Genomic DNA, 19,246 nt, shown 5'->3' with positions numbered 1-19,246 from the left:
TCTCTGTTTCTATTGGCGGCGTAATTTTTCTGTCAATAAAGGAACTATTTTGCTGACATCCCCTACAATCCCCAAATCAGCTACATTAAAAATAGGGGCATATTTATCTTTATTGATAGCGATAATAAAATCTGATTCTTCCATACCTGCCAAATGCTGTATCGCTCCGGAAATACCCAATGCAAAATAGACATCCGGACGTACCGTTTTTCCTGTCTGTCCGACCTGTCTGTTGTGAGGCATTACTCCTGCGTCTACCATTGCACGGGAAGAAGAAACTTCAGCACCGATCACACCGGCTAATTTCTCCAGCATCCTAAACCCTTCGGTATTCCCCACCCCGCGGCCTCCGGATACGAGCACTTTCGCCTCAGTAATATCAATCAGATTTTTCTGTTCTTTTACCGTCTCTAATATACGCACTTTAAATTTAGAACGGTCAAAAGTCACTTTTACATTTTCTACATTCCCCGTACGGGCATCGTCTTTCTTCCCCATTCGCATCACTCCCGGACGTACGGTAGACATTTGGGGACGATGTTCTTTACAAAGAATCGTAGCCATCAGATTTCCTCCGAAAGCCGGACGGGTCATCATCAAATCCCCCTCCTCAGAAATATCCAACCCCGTACAATCTGCCGTCAATCCGGTTTCCAAACGAGCCGATAAACGAGGCCCCAAATCACGGCCAATAGTTGTAGCACCCAATAACAAAACAGCCGGCTTATATTCCTGTACTACTTTCGTCACAGCTTGAGCATAAGGTTCCGTAATATAATATACCAACTCCGGAGCATCTATGCACAATACGGTATCCGCCCCGTACGCAATCAAATCCGCTGCCTTTGGGGTAATTTCATAACCTGCTAAAATGGCGACTACTTTTTGATTTAACCTGTCAGCAAGCTCCCGTGCTTTCCCTAAAAGTTCAAAGGCCACCGGTTGAATGACACCTTCCCGCTGCTCTACAAAAACGTAGACATCTTTATATTGAGATTTATCCATATTATTAAAAATTAAAAAATATAACGACACCGTTGAAAAATATTGTTTGCTCTTTTTCCCGGTCGCTACCCATTAAATAATAAATTTTTCTTTCAATTTGCTCACAATAATATCCGCAGCCTCTTCCGGCTCTACTTCATACACCTTCCCGGCTGCTTTTACCCCTTTGGTAAAAGATTTAAATACCCGGGTAGGAGAACCATTCAAACCCAATTTCTTTTCATCCACGCGAACGTTGCTGAAATTCCAAATTTCCACTTCTTTGGAGTAAGCCTCTACAATTCCCCGTACGGACATATAACGGGCTTTATTAGCGGTAGCTAAAACCGTTACCACACAGGGAGCATCTACCTGCAGGACCTGATAACCTTCTTCTGTCGATTTCTTAATCGTAAACGTTTTTTCTCCGTCATATTTCAAATCTTCGACATAAGTCACCTGAGGCAAATCCAAATGCTCGGCAATCTGGGGTCCAACCTGAGCCGTATCTCCGTCAATAGCCTGACGTCCGGTAATAATCAGATCGTATTCCAACATCCGTAAAGCCCCGGCAATTGCATTAGAAGTTGCCAGCGTATCCGCCCCGGCAAATTTTCTATCACTCAGATGGATCGCCCGGTCTACCCCCATCGCAAAAGCTTCCCGTAAAATTTCATCGGCCTGAGGGGGACCCATTGTGATGACAGTCACTTCCGCTCCGTATTTATCCTTTAATTGCAAAGCCATTTCCAAACCACCCTTATCGTCCGGATTCATAATACTGGGAACTCCGTCCCGAATCAACGTACCCGTAACAGGATCCAGCTTAATCTCCGTTGTATCCGGTACTTGCTTGATGCAAACAACTATTTTCATCTTTATCTGTATTTTCTGTTTATTCAAAATATTTTTCTATCGCTGTGAAAAAAACAAGCCCATGTTTTTTATAACCTTCTTTATTTCAATAAAGCGGCTGCTATTACCATCCGTTGTACTTCAGAGGTTCCTTCGTATATTTCGGTAATCTTTGCATCCCTCATCATGCGTTCAACCGGATATTCACGTGTATAACCGTAGCCACCGTGGAATTGCACCGCCTTCGTCGTTGTTTCCATAGCCGTTTCCGCAGCAAATAATTTCGCCTGAGCAGCATCTACCGAATAAGACAATTTCTGATCTTTTTTATAAGCAGCCATACGTACCAGCAAACGGGCTGCCTGAATTTTTGCCTGTAAATCGGCCAGTTGGAACTGTGTATTCTGGAACTGTCCGATAGCCCTTCCGAACTGTTTACGTTCTTTTACGTATTTCACTGTTTCATCCATAGCTCCCTGTGCAATCCCCAATGCCTGGGAAGCAATCCCGATTCTTCCTCCATCCAGGGTCTTCATGGCTATCTTAAAACCTTCTCCAATCTTTCCTAACAAATTCTGCTTTGGCACAATACAGTTCTCAAAGATCAATTCGCAGGTAGCAGATCCCCGTATACCCATTTTTTTCTCTTTCTTTCCTATGGAAAAACCGGGGAAATCCCGTTCTACAATAAAAGCTGAAATGCCCTTTGTGCCTTTTGATTTATCAGTCATTGCCATGACGATATAAACATGAGCATAAGCAGCATTTGTAATAAAAATCTTTGAACCGTTCAATATATAATTATCCCCTTCTTCAAAAGCCATCGTCTGTTGAGCAGAAGCATCTGTCCCCGCGTTCGGCTCTGTTAATCCGAAAGCCCCTATCCATTCTCCTGCACAAAGCTTCGGTAAATATTTTTTCCGCTGTTCTTCTGTACCAAATTCATATATAGGGGCCGCACACAAAGAAGTATGAGCCGATACAATCACTCCGGTAGTAGCACATACTCTTGACAATTCCTCCACAGCCATGGTGTAAAGAATATTATTCCCGCCAGCTCCTCCGTATTCTACAGGAAACGGGATTCCCATAATACCCAGTTTGGCCATTTTTTCTACTGTCTCTATAGGAAAACGTTCCTCTTCATCTACTTCCGCAGCTAAAGGTTTTACTTCCTTTTCGGCAAAATCCCGTATCATTTGCCGGAATAATATTTCTGTCTTCGATAATGAAAAATCCATATTCGGTTTATTTAAAAATTTGAAAATCCAGGAACTCAATAGATAGAATGATATCTTCTTATTTCTCCTTTTATACAGCCATCGGCTTTAAATCATCCGCAATAATCAAAGTAGCTTCCGTAGCTGCTTTTACCTGTTCAACAGTAAATTCAGGATGAATTTCCTTCAGTACCAATCCCCGGGGAGTTACTTCAATCACGCCCATTTCCGTAACGATCATATCCACTTGTCCTGCAGCGGTTAAAGGCAAGGTACACTTTTGCATTATTTTCGGATTTCCTTTAGCCGTATGCTCCATTGCTAAAATCACTTTCTTCGCTCCTACCAGCAAATCCATAGCACCTCCCATTCCCGGAGTCTTTTTGCCCGGAATCATCCAGTTGGCCAAATCTCCTTTTTCATCTACCTGTAAAGCCCCCAGAATACTGACATCCACATGTCCTCCACGGATTATACCAAAAGAAGTGGCACTGTCAAAACTGGAAGCTCCTGCCAATGCAGTAATATAACCTCCTCCGGCATTGGTCAATTCCGGATTTTCTTTACCTTCTTCAGGCGCAGGCCCCATACCCAACATACCATTCTCTGTCTGTAAAACAACCTCTACACCTTTTTTTAAATAATTAGGGACTAACGTCGGAATTCCAATTCCCAGATTTACCACATCTCCGTCTTTCAATTCCATTGCCACTCTTTTGGCAATAACTTGTTTTATCTGATCTTTTTCCATAACTTGTATATTTTTAAGTTGCTATTTTATTTATTCTCCAACTTCCCTTACAGTCCTCTGAACGTTTTCTATTTCATCCTTCTTTCCATTTCCTGAGCCACAAACGAAGCGACATCATCGGCATAGGTATTCATCCCAAAGCCAGCATCGTATCCCAGTTCCTTGGCCAATTCATGGGAAATACGCGGACCTCCGCAAGTAAGAATTACTTTATCCCGCAACCCTTCCGCTTCCAGCATTTCCACCAATTCTGTCAGGTTTTTAATATGAATATCTTTCTGAGTAACCGTTTGAGACACCAATAATGCATCAGCCTTCAACTCTATAGCTTTAGCTATAAATTCTTCGTTGGGAACCTGACTTCCCATATTGACAGCCTCAAACATTTCGTATCTTTCCAACCCATAATGCCCTGCAAATCCTTTCATATTCATGATGGCATCAATTCCCACCGTATGCGCATCTGTTCCGGTACTGGCTCCCAATACCTTGATCTTACGTCCGATGTGAGTCCGGATAAATTCGTCGGTTTCCGTCATACCCCAACGGGTAGATTCTACTTTGGGTACATAAATATTGGTATAATCCACCGTATGAGAACAACTGCCATAACAGTTGAAAAATGTAAATCCTTTTGTCAGTTCTTTATGATATACCACCAAAGGGTTTTCAAAACCCATCTTTTTCATCAGTAATTTAGCCGCTTCTACTGCTTCCTCTCCGGCAGGAACCGGTAAAGTAAAACTGATTTGGGTCTTACCGTCATTCATGGTATCCCCGTAAGGTTTTATTTTTTTCAGATCCAGGGTCTGATCAAAATCATTCACTTCCGTTGAGTATAATCCTCCGCTCATAATAAAGAAAATTATCTATAGAAATTTATTTTACTAATTCATTATAAAAAAGTCCCTCAATGACGCATTAGCGATATAAAAGGATTATAATAATTGGCTCCTTTCGCTTTTACTCCATCCAAACCTTTTCCTCCGTTTTTCGGACGTTTTATATCAGCAAAAATTCCTTTTTCCAAAGCAGTAAACAAACCTTCCGCTTCCATGTCTTCCAATAAAGTTATCGCTTTTTCCAAAACTTCCGCAGCACGTCTCCGGATAATACCTCCTTTTTTATATTCCACTTCATCACCTATATCTTTCATATTTCCGAAAATGTATTTGGCATTTTCGATAGAAAGGTAACGATCGGACATAAAGGGAGTATGAATCGCCTCGGTCGGCATTCCCAGTAATTGTATTCCCTGAGACGTCCAGATACCAATCATATTGAATAAAGCATCCTGAATATGCCCCCGGAAAATGTTCCCGGTCATAAATTTCGTAGGAGGCATGTATTTTAAAGTGGCCCGAGGGAAAATCTCCCGGATCATCTGCGCCTGTGCCAACTCAAACAGGAAACCGTTTTCCAGTTCCGGATCCATCTCAAAAGCATGCCCTAGCCCCATTTGCTCTTCCGGTAAACCAGCAAACAAAGCCAGTTGCTCGTTGATCAAATCGGATGCCAGCACAGTATGTGCCTGTTCTACAGCATCTGCTGTCGTCAAATAATTATCTTCGCCCGTATTAATAATAACTCCGGCAAATCCGTTGATTACCCGGGACATATACTGGTCAATAAGGGTACGCTGCATATTTATATCCCGGAAAAGAATACCGTACAAAGCATCATTGAGCATCACATCCAATCCTTCCAAAGCCCCCATGGCAGCAATTTCCGGCATGCATAAACCTGAACAATAATTACACAGACGGATGTATTTACCTACTTCTTCCCCTACTTCATCCAAAGCCTTCCGCATAATCCGGAAATTTTCCTGAGTAGCAAAAGTCCCTCCAAAACCTTCCGTAGTAGCACCATAAGGGACATAATCCAGTAAACTCTGTCCCGTAGTCCGTATAACGGCAATGATGTCAGCCCCCTGACGGGCAGCTGCCTGGGCCTGCACCACATCTTCATATATATTCCCTGTGGCTACAATAACATACAGATAAGGCTTACGGCCTTCTCCCAAAGTCTTTATATAGTGTTCCCGCTTCTGCCGCCTTTCCTTTATCCGCTCAATACTCTGACGGATATAAGGTTCCAACGCCTTCTCAATCTCCGCATGCGAATGGGCGGGCAAACGGGTAATATCCAATTCTCCTTTTGCTACTTTTTCCGCAATCTGTTGGGGGCTATCCCCGGACTCCAACACCGCATTCCCCAGAAAAAATAAAATACCCTGCCCTAATAAGTCTTTTTCTTTAATCTCATTTACCAATACATTGGGCAGAGGAACCGTATTTTCGTCAACTCCGTCAATACCTAAAAGACGGCAAAGCGTCCTCTCCACAGCAACAGTGGTGTACTGTTCCACAAAATCCTGTACTCCGGCAGCAATTTTTTCCGCCAGCTGTTTAGCGTATTTTACTCTCCCAAAATCAAGTCCTAATTTACTTTCCTGCATATTCAATTTTTCAATTTAATTGATTTAAAAGGGAATACTTCATTGGTCACCCCGCTTTTAAATCCATTCTGAAATACTATTTTTACATCAATAATTCTAGCTTATGATCTACTCAAAAACTCTTTTGCCTTATCTGTCAGTTCCTGGTTCACTCCTATAATCTCAGCAATGCGTATGGCTTCCTGTGACACTTCTTCCGACCGATCCTCAGTCAATGAATAATCGATATAATCCGTTATATTTTGTAATGTCAACTTCCCTTTTATTTTTTCTTCCCGGAAACCCTTTACCCGTAATTTCCGGCAAGGAGCAATAATTCCTCCGTAATGGGTCGTCACCAACGCCCATATCTGATAATCTGCCAAAAATTCAATTACGCCGTTTACAATAGCTCTACCTTCTAAAGGATTAGTGGTTCGTGCCAATTCGTCAATCAGGACCAATACTTTTTCTCCCTTTTTTATCCGAAGCAATATCTCATTGACGCATAACATCTCTGCAGCAAAAGAAGACAGTCCGCTCAATTCATCCTGTCCGTCTCCCATACATGTCAATATATCGGTTACCGGAGCAATTTCTGCCTGCTCTGCCGGCACATAAAAACCGAACTGCACTAAACTCTGGGCCAAAGCCACACTTTTTAACAATACGCTTTTCCCCGCCATATTCGCCCCGGTAAGTAATGTTACACCCGTTTCCAGGACCACGTCAACCGGTTGGAATTTCCGTCCTTCCTGCAACAAAATATCCCTCAGCTGAGGATGAAACAATTTCCGGAAACTCAATCGATCTCCTTCTTTTCCCGGTTTCACTTCCGGCTTGTTCAATCCCATACCGACTCCCTGCAATGCCTTTGCCAATAATACATCTAAATAGGCAACAGACCGGAGCGTCTCTGCAATTTCCTCCGCATACATCCGGATCCGTCGGGTCAACTCAAGGCGTACCAAATCCTCCTCTTCCAAACTTTGAAAATACAGATTTTCAATCTCACTTTCTTCTCTTCCTTCCCTTTTCTTGCGTTTAATTTCAGCTCTCAATGCTGCTAACCGCTCAGAATAACAGTCATAAATATAGAAATGAGGTATCCGGTTTTTTCCCGGATCCAACAAATCTGCCAACTGATTTAAACAAGGGATTGCCACAACCGGACAATCCTTGATAATTTCCCGTATATCTTCTACGCAAAAAGCCAGGTTTTTCAATTCAAAAAGTTCCAGATCATCCAGGACAACACCTTCTCCCAACCGTTTAACAGTTCCCCGTATATCCTTTACTTGCCCTAATTTTACCTTCAAACGCTCCAACATAACCCCGTTCCGGCTATCGCTTACAACCTCAACCATCTTTTCCACCCGTTCCAATTCCCGCGTAATCTCCTGAGCATCTTCCAACCAAGGTATATCCAAAAGAAAACTCTTTCCTAATCCGGAATGAATTTCCAGGCGATCTATCACATACCGCAATCCGGCGACTTTTTCTATTGCTTCCTTCAGATACATATATTTTTCAATTACCCATCCGCCGTACATCGTACACCGGAATTTTCAAACTTTCTTCCAAAGCTTTTTTCAGCTGATCGGAAGACAGACAATACCCCGTAGGAGATTGTGGATTCATACACACAGCCAGTAAACGGCTCCGCTTTAAAACCTTTATTTTCCCGCCTTTTTTCAAAAAAGCATAAAAAGTCTCCGGTAAGGCAAAAATCCTGGTAAAATCCTGTACAACCAGCTCCGTCGCTTCCTTTTGCATACGCAAAAACTGAAGCAACTTATCGCTTACCGCTCCGGAAACATACAATGTATGCCCATATCTGAAAATATCTCCCTCGTATTTTTCCAGCATAAATACTGAAGGAAGTTGTAAATCATGAATTTTCCCTGTCCTGTCTATGGCCCAAATTCCTTTTTTTATTCCCTGAAATAAATCATTCCACTCAGGGCAGACTTCTTCCAAACAGATCAAATCATACACATATTTTGTCCGCCTTACCAATTCCCGTACATTTCCCGATAATGCCGCACCCGTAGCCAATACGATCGCTTCGGACACGGCCGGTGAACCGTGACTCAACCGGGATAAAGCTCCGTCCACAAGAGTCAGATCCACCCCTTTCTTTTCCAGACGGTCTATCATTTGTTTCATTCCGGCTGTATCCGGAGGCCCTGACAACAAAACCTTGCCCGACCATAAAGCCTTGGCCGTCACCAAACGTCCCAAAGCCGTCTGCCGTTCACCGATATCCAGAATCTCAGCCAGAAACCGTTTCTCCCGGTAATACCGTTCAGAAGTTACAAATAACATTCCTTCAAAGACCTCTATTTCCGGTTTAGGCGTCTGACATACCTGATCCCGGCTTTCCCCATCTGTACCGATAGAAGTGAGTGCAATCGTCTTTCCCGAATCTTTTATTTGTCTTAAAATGTAATTCAGGCATTCCGTCTTCCCCGTATTCTTTTCCAGACCTACGATAGACAAACTTTTACACTTCAATATCTCTTCTATAAAAAACAAAACCGTTCTAAAATAAAACGTTACTAAAATACAAATAAAGGGCAGATGCAGGACAAATCCCGGCACAGAGTTCAAAGCTGTTTCTGACAAAACAACTTTGAAGCTCTTTTAACATTTTATCTTTTAGCCAATAAATTCCGGTTTTTACGATCCAGGTCATTGGGTTCTATCGATAATTTCCGGCCGTTTAACAATTCAGCTACTCCTTCGGTCTTTCGCGCTTTCTCACATTCTTCACAGTAACATTCATCTTTATAATCCGAAGGTTCCGTATAAGTGGTCACGACTCCTTCAAAATTACGCAGTACAACGCGGTTCGGACTTTGAGAAATCATATAAGTCGGCATAACCGGAATTTTTCCGCCTCCTCCCGGAGCATCTACTACAAAAGTAGGAACAGCATATCCGGACGTATGCCCCCGCAAATTTTCTATAATTTCAATTCCTTTAGAAACCGGGGTACGAAAATGCCCGATACCCATAGACAAATCACAGATATAGATATAATAAGGCCTTACCCGTATCCGTACCAACTGCTGTACCAGTTTCTTCATCACATGAGTACAATCATTAACTCCCCTCAACAAAACAGACTGATTTCCTAAAGGAATTCCGGCATCGGCCAAGCGGGCACAAGCTGCCGAAGACTCCGGCGTGATTTCATTCGGATGATTAAAGTGAGTGTTCAACCAAATCGGATGATATTTTTTCAGCATATTCACCAGCCCTTCTGTAATGCGCTGGGGCAATACAACAGGAGTCCGGCTTCCGATACGGATGATCTCAACATGCGGAATCGCCCTTAACCGGCGAATAATATCTTCCAGTTTTTCATCGCTCACCAGCAGTGCATCTCCGCCGGACAATAAGACATCCCTCACTTCCGGATGAGAGGCGATATATTCAATTCCCTTATCAATTCGTTCTGAAGGAGCACTGCAATCATGCTGCCCGGCAAAACGGCGACGGGTACAATGCCTGCAATACATGGCACATTGATCGGTTATTAAAAACAATACCCGGTCCGGATAACGGTGTGTCAAACCCGGTACAGGAGAATCCCCGTCCTCATGTAAAGGATCTACCAAATCTGCCGGAGATTTATGCAATTCTTCTTTTGTAGGGACCGACTGTTTCCGAATGGGACAATGCGGATTCTCAGGATCGATCAAACTCAGATAATAAGGAGTAATTGCCATTCTCAGGGTTTTTAATGATTCCCTTACCCCTTCTTCCTCTTCTTTTGTCAGGCATATATACTTCTTTAACTGTTCCAGCGTTTCAATACGGTTTTTTACCTGCCAATGCCAATCGTTCCATTGCTCATCAGTTACTTCAGGAAAAAACTCTTTTCGTCTGCTTACCATAAAATTTTGTTTTAGTTAAAAAGCCCAAATGACCCAAACAGCTATCTGAAAAGCTTCCTCCTTAAAACAGGGGATCAACATTTCCCCCTGGGAGATTGTTTAACGCCTCGTTGACGAACAGCTGACTGAAAGATACAGTCAGAACTGAAAATCCATTAATCAACGAGCCGTCAAGTATACATTAATCCGGCACGAAAGGCTACAAATCATTCGTAAGGATCTTTTACAGACATCCGTTCTGGCCCTTTAGACTTCTCCATTCTCCTATTAAGCGTACAACTCCGTAAATATTTTACGCAGTTCTTCACTTTCGCGCAATTCCTGTAAAGTGATCTCTGCATGTCCACGGGTGTAGCCGTTTCCAATCAACATCGTAACATCACTGCCTACTCCTTCAGCACCTAAAGCGGCCTTGGTGAAACTGGTTGCCATAGAGAAGAAATATACCAAACCCGTATCTTTCGTACACAAAATACTGGTCATCTCTGTATCCGGAATATTTACATTATTAATGGTAATATCGCACATTTCCCCATTTGTCAATTCCGCAATTTTTTCCATGACAGCAACAGGTTGGGTAGCATCTGCCGAGAAAACATAATCGCAAAAACCAAGCTTTTGTAATCTCTCCGTACTCTTCTGACTGTGGCACAAACCAATTACTTTACCTGTCACGCCAGCCCGTTTTTTAGCCTCATAACAACACAACATACCCGACTTACCGCCAGCACCAATAATCAATACGGTATCTCCCGGTTTCACCAATTTAGCTGTCTGGGCTGGAGCACCTGCAACGTCTAAAGCAGATAAAGCTAATTTTTCCGGAAGATCTGCCGGAATTTTTGCATATATACCACTTTCAAATAAAATTGCTTTCCCGTCTATATCCACCTGATCAACATCTGCCCGGATTTCTTTGATTTTATCTATCCTTAACGGAGTCAAGGAAAGAGACACCAGAGTTGCAATTTTATCCCCTACTTTCAGATCGGTTTTTCCAACCAATGCATCTCCGATTTTCTCTACTGTTCCCAACAACATCCCACCGGAACCGGTTACAGGATTCCGATGTTTTCCCTGCTTAGCAACAATATCCAGCATAATCTCGGCAATTTTCGACTTATCTCCTTTAGCTTGCTCATGAATCTGAGTAAAACTAGCTGAGTCGATATTCAAAGTCTGCACGTCAATTAAAATCTCATTGTCGTATATTTCATCCATGTTGTTGTCCAACTTATTGGCCGGCTGAGGTAATACGCCTTTGGGTTCAATCACTCTGTGTGTACCGTATTTATTTCCTTTTTTCATATTATTATAATTTTATTTAGTTTTACTTTTATAGGGTCAGTCCCATACTTTTTTTCATTTCAATCCTAAAATCCTCCTTGCATCTTCCGGACTTGCAATCTCACGTCCTAATTCTTTTGCCAAACGAACAACTTTTTCCACTAATTCGCCATTGGATTTTGCCAATACACCTTTAGAAAGGTATACATTATCTTCAAATCCGACCCGTACATGCCCTCCGTCTACAATGGCACAGGCAGCCAAAGGAAATTCATAACGGCCGATTCCGGCTACCGTATAGGTAGCATCAGCAGGCAGGCTATGACGTAAAAAGACAAAGTCCCGCATCTCTCCGCTAATCCCTCCGTTGACTCCCATAACAAAGTCAAAATGCATCGGAGCTTTGATAAACCCTTTTTTATGCATTCTCAAAGCCATATCAATCATGCTTTTGTCAAATACTTCCAACTCGGGTTTAATCCCCAACTCTATCATCCGTTGTCCGAAATACTTTATCGTATTCTCCGTATTCGTAAACACCTCATCCCCACCGAAATTCAAAGTTCCGCAATCCAAGGTAGCCATTTCCGGATGCAATTCAGTAGGCTGTAAACGCTCATCATCTGTCATTCCGACAGCTCCGCCTGTAGACGGCTGAATAATAACATCCGGACAAGCCGCCTTAATAGCATCAATTATTACCTTAAAACGGGCTTTATCCTGAGTAGGTGTTCCATCATCATACCTTACATGCAAATGAATAATACTGGCTCCTGCCTCATAGGCAGACCGAGCTTCTCTCACACATTCTTCCACCGTATAAGGCACTGCCGGGTTGTGCTCCTTTAATACTTCCGCACCGCAAATCGCAGCTGTTATAATTAATTTTTCCATAACACAAGTTTCTAAGATTCAAAAATTTATCCTTTCCGCTGACATTTTTTCGGAACAACACAGGTTCCACTAGCCCGGCATACCACGATCGGCTCTTCCAGAAAATCAGCCGCCGATTCCGAAATATCCGTCCGGGGACGAATTACCTTTTTCGCTTCGAATACCATTTTCCGGGAAGAATTTCCCACTTTCACAATTTCTCCCGTGGCTTCTATATAATCCCCCGCAAATACAGGTGCCAAAAATTCGATATTGTCATATCCCGCAAACAATCCCTCATCTCCATCATGCTGGATAAGCAATTCTGTCGCCACATCCCCAAACAACTGCAACATTCTGGCGCCATCCACTAAATTGCCCCCGTAATGAGCATCGTGAGCACTCATTCTCAATCTGATCATCGACTTCTCCATATTACTCTTTTTAAACGATTCGACCCTTTTTACTTTTTCACAATATAATCTACAAATATAGCCGGAGTCTTCACTGTTTCCGGCGCCAACTCCCCTACTTCCACCAGTTCGGCAATTTCAGCTATTACCAAATCCGCTGCACTAGCCATTAATGGATTGAAATTCTGGGAAGTTCCCCTATAAATCAGATTTCCACTTTTGTCCCCCAGGCTGGCCCCAATCAAGGCCACATCTGCCCGCAAAGGTTTCTCCAATAAATAGTCTTTTCCATCTACAGAAATAACCGGTTTTCCTTCCGCTACAATTGTCCCCATCCCTGTAGTAGTCAAAAAACCACCTAAGCCAGCGCCTCCCGAACGAATACGTTCTGCCAAAGTTCCCTGAGGCACAAACTCAATCTCCAATTCACCGCTATTCATCTGTTCACTGGTACAAGGGTTCGTACCAATATGAGAAACAATTAATTTTTTTACTTGCTTATTGGCAATCAATTGACCTACCCCCCGATCCGGATAAGCAGTGTCATTACAAATAAGCGTCAAATTTTTCACCCCGCTTTGGGCCAGAGCGTCAACGATTGCGTTAGGAGTTCCGTTAGCTAAAAAACCTCCTACCATCACCGTCATTCCCTCTTTTACTTGTGCCACAGCCTCTTCGATTGATATAAATTTGTTCATGGCTATTTTATATAAGGTTTGTTGTTAAATATTACACAGATTAAAAGATTTTTGTCAAATTTACAAATTGTAATATTAAATATGAATTATTCTGAACATTTTTTTGTTATTTAAAATCATTCCAATTTAAACGGTAAAAAATTAAAAACAGACCTGCATAATTCCCCATAACTCTTCTCCTCCCCGTTTATACATTTAAACTCTCCGGACAACTTAAATTAATTTCTCTTATTACGGGTTTGTCTTCCTTTGGCGGTATTGTGTATTTACATTCCTTTTAAAAATCATTAAAAATAATAATTAATGTATCCTATTCAACATTTTATCCGTCCTATCGTACCAAATGAAAATAAAATTAAAGAATATGAAACAATTTATTTTCATTTTATTATTCGCTTTGTTAGGAATAAAAACGGGATTTTCCCAACCGGGACAAAATCCCTATTGGGAAAGAAAAGGACTGACAGCTTTCAATTTATCTCAAGCCAGTTTAAGCAGCTGGTCGGCAGGAGGAGAATCCGCTTTGGGGCTGGACGCATTGCTCACATACACAGCCGATTTCAAAAAAGAGCATCATCTGCTGCACAACCGTCTGGAATTGGCATACGGTCTGAACAAAACAGACGGGAACGGCACCCGTAAAACAAACGACAAAATTTACCTCTCCTCCACTTATGGCTATCAGTTGAAAAAGAATTTCTACCTGAGCGGATTACTCACTTTCCAGACGCAATTCGCCAAAGGATATAATTACGACGTTTCCCGGGACATTTTCATTTCTAAATTTATGGCCCCCGGATATCTGATTATCGGCGCCGGTGTCACCTGGACGCCAAAGGCCTATTTCACCTTAACATTTACCCCGGTAGCCTGGAGAGGTACATTTGTTACCAATAAACGTCTTTCGGATGCAGGGGACTTTGGGGTTAAAAAAGGGAAGCATTTATTTTCAGAATTCGGCGCAAATCTGAAAGCCGAAGTCAAATATGAATTCCTGAAAAATATGACGGTTTATTCCCGTGTGGAATTTTACTCCAATTATCTGGAACAACCGCAAAATATCGACATCCGCTGGGATGTTCTCCTCAATATGAAAATCAACAATTGGTTTTCCACTAATTTAACCACGAACCTGATATACGACAACGATGTAAAAATTGTACAAAAAGACGGGACAGCCGGTCCCCGCGTACAGTTCAAAGAAATCTTAGGAGTAGGATTACAATTTAATTTTTAACAACAATTTATTTTTCAAAAGAAAAAAAGCGAAACACCTCCCACACTGACAATGGCGCCAATGACTTCGGTCCCGGTCACTTTCTGTTTCAAACAAAAGGTAGCCGGCAGCAAAATAATAACCGGAGTCAAAGCCATTAAAGTGGAAGCAATTCCACTTTCGGTATATTGAACAGCCATTAAAGAAAAAGAAACACCCAGAAAAGGCCCGAATACCGTCCCCCAGAAAATAGCCTTCATTGCACGGCCGTCTTTCACTGCCGGGAGTAACATACCCAAACGCCTGCTTAGCCCAAGGATAAGTAGAAAACCAATAATGCCAGTAATGATCCGTATCTGCGAAGCTGCAAAAGGAATCATACGAACGACCTCTTCTTCCTGGGAAACAGCATTGCGGGCATAGTATTCCATTCCCAGCTTGCTGAAAACCAAACCTACTCCCTGCCCCACTCCTCCGCCTATGCCCATCAGTAAACCCTTCAGAGGCAGTTTGATCCGGATTTTTTCCTTGTGTTGCCCTCCCCGGTTAAATACGGATATTGCAATTCCGGATAAAGTGATAGCCATACCTGCAACAGCCAAAGGATGCAAAGACTCGTGCAGGACCAAAGCTCCGCATAAAGCGGCAGAAGGAGGGGCTAAGGTCATCAGCAACTGTCCAAAACGGGAGCCAATCAAAATATATGCATAAAAAAGACAAAAATCTCCGAATACAAAACCGATAAGTCCCGACACAGACAGCCACAACCACGTTTTTCCGTCTGTCCCTACAGGCCAGAAATGCCCCGTAAAACAATACAACAATATACCGAGCATCAGAAAAGCCAATATCAAGCGCAATAGATTCAAAGCCAAAGCCCCTACACGCTTTCCGGCATACTCAAAACAAAGAGCCGTAACCGCCCAGGAAAAGGCTACCCCTAATGAGATCAGTTCTCCCCAATAAGCCATCTTACACTCAATTCGTTATTTTTCCTTTCAGCCTCTCATTAATCAGATCCCGGAACTCCCAGTAAACTTCTTCTAAAAGCATCATTTTTTCCGTGAAGAAAGCATATATACGCTCCCAATCTTCCCGATTGTATATACTCACTCCTTCCAATTCAAAATAAACAGCACTGACGACATTCTCCTCAATTCCCCGGTAATCTTCTTCCCATTTTAAATCCGGTCCGCACATTTCCGCAATCAACTTCCGGTAGCTTAAAAAAATCTCATAAACTTCGTAACGACGTATGTCATTTTTGTGGTCGATCTGAAATAAAACCAAAGCTTTTCCGTTATCCGCATAAAATTTTAGTTGCACAGATTTTATCTTCACCCCCGTCAATATCCATTTCCGGTAAATCTTATGCTTCACGCAATATCGTTTTAAACCCTTCCAAAAATCCACACGCCTTTCTTTAGCTTCTTCCTTACCCAACATAATAATCAGTTTATTGAATATAAAAATTGAAAAAGATTACCTTTGCAAAGGTATAAAAAGAAAGAAAAGGAAATGGCGATGTTAAAATTAAAATACAAAGAATGTAACTGGGAGGCAGGTTGTGATGAAGCCGGACGCGGTTGCCTGGCAGGACCGGTATTTGCGGCCGCCGTTATTTTACCCGACAACTTTCACAACACATTATTAAACGATTCCAAACAACTCACCCGGAAACAACGGGATCAATTGCGACCGGTCATCGAACAGCAAGCTGTAGCCTGGGCTGTAGCCAGTATAGATAATCAGGAAATCGATCAGATCAATATTCTGAATGCTTCGATTTTGGCTATGCATAAAGCACTGGACAAACTCCGTCTCCTTCCGCAACATATTATCGTCGACGGCAACCGTTTTAAGGCCTATAAAGATATTCCCCATCTCTGTATCGTCAAAGGGGATGCACAATATATGTCAATTGCAGCAGCTTCCGTATTAGCCAAAACCCACCGGGATGAATACATGGAAAAATTGGATAAGCTCTTCCCGGTATATAACTGGAAACAAAATAAAGGTTACCCGACACAGGAACACCGCGACAAAATTAAACAATGCGGAATAACCGATTTTCACCGAAAAAGTTTTAACTTAGCAGACGCTCAGTTAAAATTAAATTTTGAGGAATAAATCAATTCCCCTTTTCAATTTTCTATTTTAATATGGCTTTTATAAATTCAATCATTAGTATTTTCACCCAAAAACGTTTGGGACAGATCGATAATTTCAAAGCGAATCCTATCGAAATTCAAAGGAATACCCTAAAAGAATTATTACGCACAGCACAGGATACCCAATTCGGGCAACAATACCATTTCCACTCCATCACGACAGCAGAACAATATCGGGAAAGACTCCCGCTCGTTCACTATGAAGATATCAAAGAATTTATCGTTCAGATGATGAATGGTAAACAAAATATTTTATGGCCGGAAGACGTTAAATGGTTTGCCAAATCATCGGGCACTACAGACGCAAAAAGCAAATTTATTCCGGTTTCCCCCTCTTCTCTGGAAAATTGTCACTTCCGGGGAGGTAAAGATGTCATTTCCATTTTCAACCGCCTTTATCCGGAAGCCCAGGTATTCAGTGGCAAAACACTTGCTTTGGGAGGAAGCAGTGAAGTCAATAAGACAAATACCAATTGTCAGTACGGCGACCTCTCTGCTATTCTTATATCGAATACTCCCTTTTGGGCAAATTTCATGAAAACCCCCGATTCTTCTATTATGCTCATGAGCAATTGGGAGGAAAAACTGGAAAAGATTTGTGAAACCACCATCAAAGAAGATGTACGTTGCCTGGCCGGGGTACCCTCCTGGTTTTTAACCCTGATTCATAAAATACTGGAGAAAACCGGAAAAAATAACCTTCACGAAATATGGCCGAACCTCGAATTATTCATTCACGGAGGGATCAGTTTTATTCCCTACCGTCAGCAATACCAGGAGCTTTTGCCTGACCCGAAGATGAAATACATGGAAACGTATAATGCTTCGGAAGGCTTTTTCGGAATACAAGACGACCCCAACGATACTTCCCTGTTATTAATGCTGGATTATGGAGTTTATTACGAATTTATGCCGGTGAGTGAAATGGGAAAAACCAACCCCCATACGCTTTTATTACCGGAAGTAGAAACAGGTATAAACTATGCACTGATCATTTCTACAAACTGCGGACTCTGGCGTTATATGATCGGAGATACTATCCTGTTTACTTCCCTGAACCCTTATAAATTCAAAATCACCGGACGTACAAAATTATTTATAAACGCTTTTGGAGAAGAACTGATTATCGACAATGCCACCGAAGCATTACGCATTGCCTGCGAGGAGACTCACAGCAGCATATTTGAATATACAGCGGCCCCTATTTTTATGCAGGAAGGCCAGAAAGGTGCACACGAATGGCTAATTGAATTCAAAACTCCTCCCGCTGATCTCGAAATTTTTGCCGGAATTCTGGACAGAGAATTACAAAAATTAAATTCTGACTATGAGGCGAAACGCCTCTTATCCCTTGAAAGACTAAAAATACACCAGGCCCGGCCTAATCTTTTCACCGACTGGCTAAAAGAAAAAGGTAAATTGGGAGGCCAGCATAAAGTGCCCCGTTTATGGAACGACCGGACACATATTGACCAATTACTCGAAATGAATACAAAATAATTTGTTATCTAATTTTTCAATTCCTATGAATATAAAATTAATAAGTCCGGTCTCGTGGAAAGATTATGAGCTGATCGATAGTGGTAACTTTGAAAAATTAGAACGTTTCGGCTCTTATTTCATTGCCCGCCCTGAACCTCAGGCCCTGTGGAATAAATCGCTTTCTGAAGCGGAATGGGTAAAACGTGCTGATGCTTATTTCCGAAAAGACACACGCAGCGAAGAAAGAGGGGAATGGATATGTAAACCCCGTATGCCTCAGCAATGGTTTGTCACCTATCAATACCAGAATATGAAACTGCGTATGCGCCTTGGCCTGACGTCTTTTAAACACGTAGGCTTGTTTCCGGAACAAGCTGAAAACTGGAATTTTATTTATTCTCAAATTCAGCATATGCCGAGTGGGACAAAAGTACTCAATCTCTTTGCATATACGGGAGGGGCTACTCTGGCAGCCCGAAGTGCAGGCGCTGAAGTAACCCACGTCGATTCCGTTAAACCCGTCGTCAGCTGGTCCCGTGAAAACATGGAAGCCTCCGGACTCAGCGATGTCCGGTGGATCGTAGACGATGCCCTTAAATTCGCCCGCAGGGAAGTAAAACGTGGGAAAAAATACAATGGGATTATACTGGACCCGCCGGCTTATGGGCGAGGCCCCGAAGGCGAAAAATGGATTCTGGAAGAAAACATCAATGAACTGTTGTCGCTCTGTAAACAGCTATTAACTCCGGAACAAAGTTTCCTGGTCTTAAACCTTTATTCTATGGGTTTATCTGCTCTTTTAGCCCGTACTGCCGTACAACAACTTACCGGCATAGGGCAGGGAGAACAATTCGGAGAATTATATTTTAATGATTCTTTTGGCAAGGCCCTTCCCCTAGGGGTTTATTACCGCTTTTGGAGATAACAAAACCAAAGGAACGATCCGAATCC

The 19,246-nt window shown here is 42.3% G+C and carries 19 protein-coding genes; 4 read left to right on the top strand and 15 right to left on the bottom strand.

Going from position 1 to position 19,246, the window contains the following annotated elements; translation table 11 throughout:
- Positions 1–9 precede the first annotated feature (9 nt).
- The 13 genes from Q0465_RS10790 to Q0465_RS10730 form a co-directional block, all read right to left on the bottom strand.
- Positions 10–1,005: an electron transfer flavoprotein subunit alpha/FixB family protein gene (locus tag Q0465_RS10790; RefSeq protein ID WP_298616085.1), complete on the bottom strand. Its 996-nt coding sequence runs from the start codon at positions 1,003–1,005 to the stop codon at positions 10–12.
- Between the two features lie 72 nt (positions 1,006–1,077).
- Positions 1,078–1,860, bottom strand: a complete 783-nt coding sequence (locus tag Q0465_RS10785; protein WP_298616082.1) for an electron transfer flavoprotein subunit beta/FixA family protein — start codon at positions 1,858–1,860, stop codon at positions 1,078–1,080.
- Positions 1,861–1,940: 80 nt separating this feature from the next.
- The gene (locus Q0465_RS10780) at positions 1,941–3,080 is read right to left on the bottom strand and encodes an acyl-CoA dehydrogenase (protein WP_298616080.1); all 1,140 of its coding nucleotides are present in this window, start codon (positions 3,078–3,080) and stop codon (positions 1,941–1,943) included.
- Between the two features lie 70 nt (positions 3,081–3,150).
- Positions 3,151–3,810 carry a 3-oxoacid CoA-transferase subunit B gene (locus Q0465_RS10775; RefSeq protein ID WP_298616077.1) on the bottom strand — a complete coding sequence of 220 codons (660 nt, stop codon included), beginning with the start codon at positions 3,808–3,810 and terminating at the stop codon, positions 3,151–3,153.
- 68 nt (positions 3,811–3,878) lie between these two features.
- Complete coding sequence (locus Q0465_RS10770; RefSeq protein ID WP_298616074.1) at positions 3,879–4,664, bottom strand: OAM dimerization domain-containing protein; 786 nt, start codon at positions 4,662–4,664, stop codon at positions 3,879–3,881.
- A 56-nt stretch (positions 4,665–4,720) separates the two neighbouring features.
- Positions 4,721–6,271: a lysine 5,6-aminomutase subunit alpha gene (locus Q0465_RS10765; RefSeq protein ID WP_298616072.1), complete on the bottom strand. Its 1,551-nt coding sequence runs from the start codon at positions 6,269–6,271 to the stop codon at positions 4,721–4,723.
- A gap of 101 nt (positions 6,272–6,372) precedes the next feature.
- Complete coding sequence (locus tag Q0465_RS10760) at positions 6,373–7,773, bottom strand: DNA mismatch repair protein MutS (RefSeq protein ID WP_298616070.1); 1,401 nt, start codon at positions 7,771–7,773, stop codon at positions 6,373–6,375.
- A gap of 7 nt (positions 7,774–7,780) precedes the next feature.
- Positions 7,781–8,767, bottom strand: a complete 987-nt coding sequence (locus Q0465_RS10755) for a hypothetical protein (RefSeq protein ID WP_298616050.1) — start codon at positions 8,765–8,767, stop codon at positions 7,781–7,783.
- A gap of 137 nt (positions 8,768–8,904) precedes the next feature.
- Complete coding sequence (gene ablA / locus Q0465_RS10750) at positions 8,905–10,155, bottom strand: lysine 2,3-aminomutase (RefSeq protein WP_298616049.1); 1,251 nt, start codon at positions 10,153–10,155, stop codon at positions 8,905–8,907.
- Positions 10,156–10,422: 267 nt separating this feature from the next.
- Complete coding sequence (locus Q0465_RS10745) at positions 10,423–11,463, bottom strand: zinc-binding dehydrogenase (protein ID WP_298616048.1); 1,041 nt, start codon at positions 11,461–11,463, stop codon at positions 10,423–10,425.
- Between the two features lie 54 nt (positions 11,464–11,517).
- Positions 11,518–12,336, bottom strand: a complete 819-nt coding sequence (locus tag Q0465_RS10740; RefSeq protein WP_298616046.1) for a 3-keto-5-aminohexanoate cleavage protein — start codon at positions 12,334–12,336, stop codon at positions 11,518–11,520.
- Between the two features lie 26 nt (positions 12,337–12,362).
- Positions 12,363–12,749 carry a hotdog domain-containing protein gene (locus Q0465_RS10735; RefSeq protein WP_009137201.1) on the bottom strand — a complete coding sequence of 129 codons (387 nt, stop codon included), beginning with the start codon at positions 12,747–12,749 and terminating at the stop codon, positions 12,363–12,365.
- 29 nt (positions 12,750–12,778) lie between these two features.
- On the bottom strand, positions 12,779–13,426 hold the full coding sequence (locus Q0465_RS10730) for a CoA transferase subunit A (RefSeq protein WP_298616042.1): 648 nt from the start codon (positions 13,424–13,426) through the stop codon (positions 12,779–12,781).
- Between the two features lie 364 nt (positions 13,427–13,790).
- On the opposite strand from Q0465_RS10730, the gene Q0465_RS10725 reads away from it, so the two are divergent.
- Positions 13,791–14,663 carry a DUF3078 domain-containing protein gene (locus tag Q0465_RS10725; RefSeq protein ID WP_298616039.1) on the top strand — a complete coding sequence of 291 codons (873 nt, stop codon included), beginning with the start codon at positions 13,791–13,793 and terminating at the stop codon, positions 14,661–14,663.
- 14 nt (positions 14,664–14,677) lie between these two features.
- Here Q0465_RS10725 and Q0465_RS10720 read toward each other — a convergent pair whose 3' ends face one another.
- Together Q0465_RS10720 and Q0465_RS10715 are read right to left on the bottom strand one after the other, a co-directional pair.
- Positions 14,678–15,613, bottom strand: coding sequence for a DMT family transporter (locus Q0465_RS10720; protein ID WP_298616037.1), 936 nt, complete (start codon positions 15,611–15,613; stop codon positions 14,678–14,680).
- A gap of 7 nt (positions 15,614–15,620) precedes the next feature.
- A complete protein-coding gene (locus tag Q0465_RS10715; RefSeq protein WP_298616034.1) occupies positions 15,621–16,088 on the bottom strand; it encodes a DUF4268 domain-containing protein in 468 nt (155 codons plus the stop codon).
- 78 nt (positions 16,089–16,166) lie between these two features.
- On the opposite strand from Q0465_RS10715, the gene Q0465_RS10710 reads away from it, so the two are divergent.
- Genes Q0465_RS10710 through Q0465_RS10700 form a run of 3 tightly spaced genes read left to right on the top strand, consistent with a single transcriptional unit; the run spans position 16,167 to position 19,220 of the window.
- Complete coding sequence (locus tag Q0465_RS10710) at positions 16,167–16,772, top strand: ribonuclease HII (RefSeq protein WP_298616032.1); 606 nt, start codon at positions 16,167–16,169, stop codon at positions 16,770–16,772.
- 32 nt (positions 16,773–16,804) lie between these two features.
- Positions 16,805–18,313 (top strand): GH3 auxin-responsive promoter family protein, encoded by a 1,509-nt coding sequence (locus Q0465_RS10705; protein ID WP_298616029.1) that lies wholly within the window; start codon positions 16,805–16,807, stop codon positions 18,311–18,313.
- A gap of 25 nt (positions 18,314–18,338) precedes the next feature.
- Positions 18,339–19,220 (top strand): class I SAM-dependent methyltransferase, encoded by an 882-nt coding sequence (locus Q0465_RS10700; RefSeq protein WP_298616027.1) that lies wholly within the window; start codon positions 18,339–18,341, stop codon positions 19,218–19,220.
- Positions 19,221–19,246: the final 26 nt, after the last annotated feature.

This window comes from uncultured Odoribacter sp., from assembly GCF_937966165.1.
Taxonomy (GTDB): domain Bacteria; phylum Bacteroidota; class Bacteroidia; order Bacteroidales; family Marinifilaceae; genus Culturomica.
The sequence above is the reverse complement of the archived record's forward strand: the minus strand, read 5'-3'. Positions and strand labels throughout refer to the sequence as shown.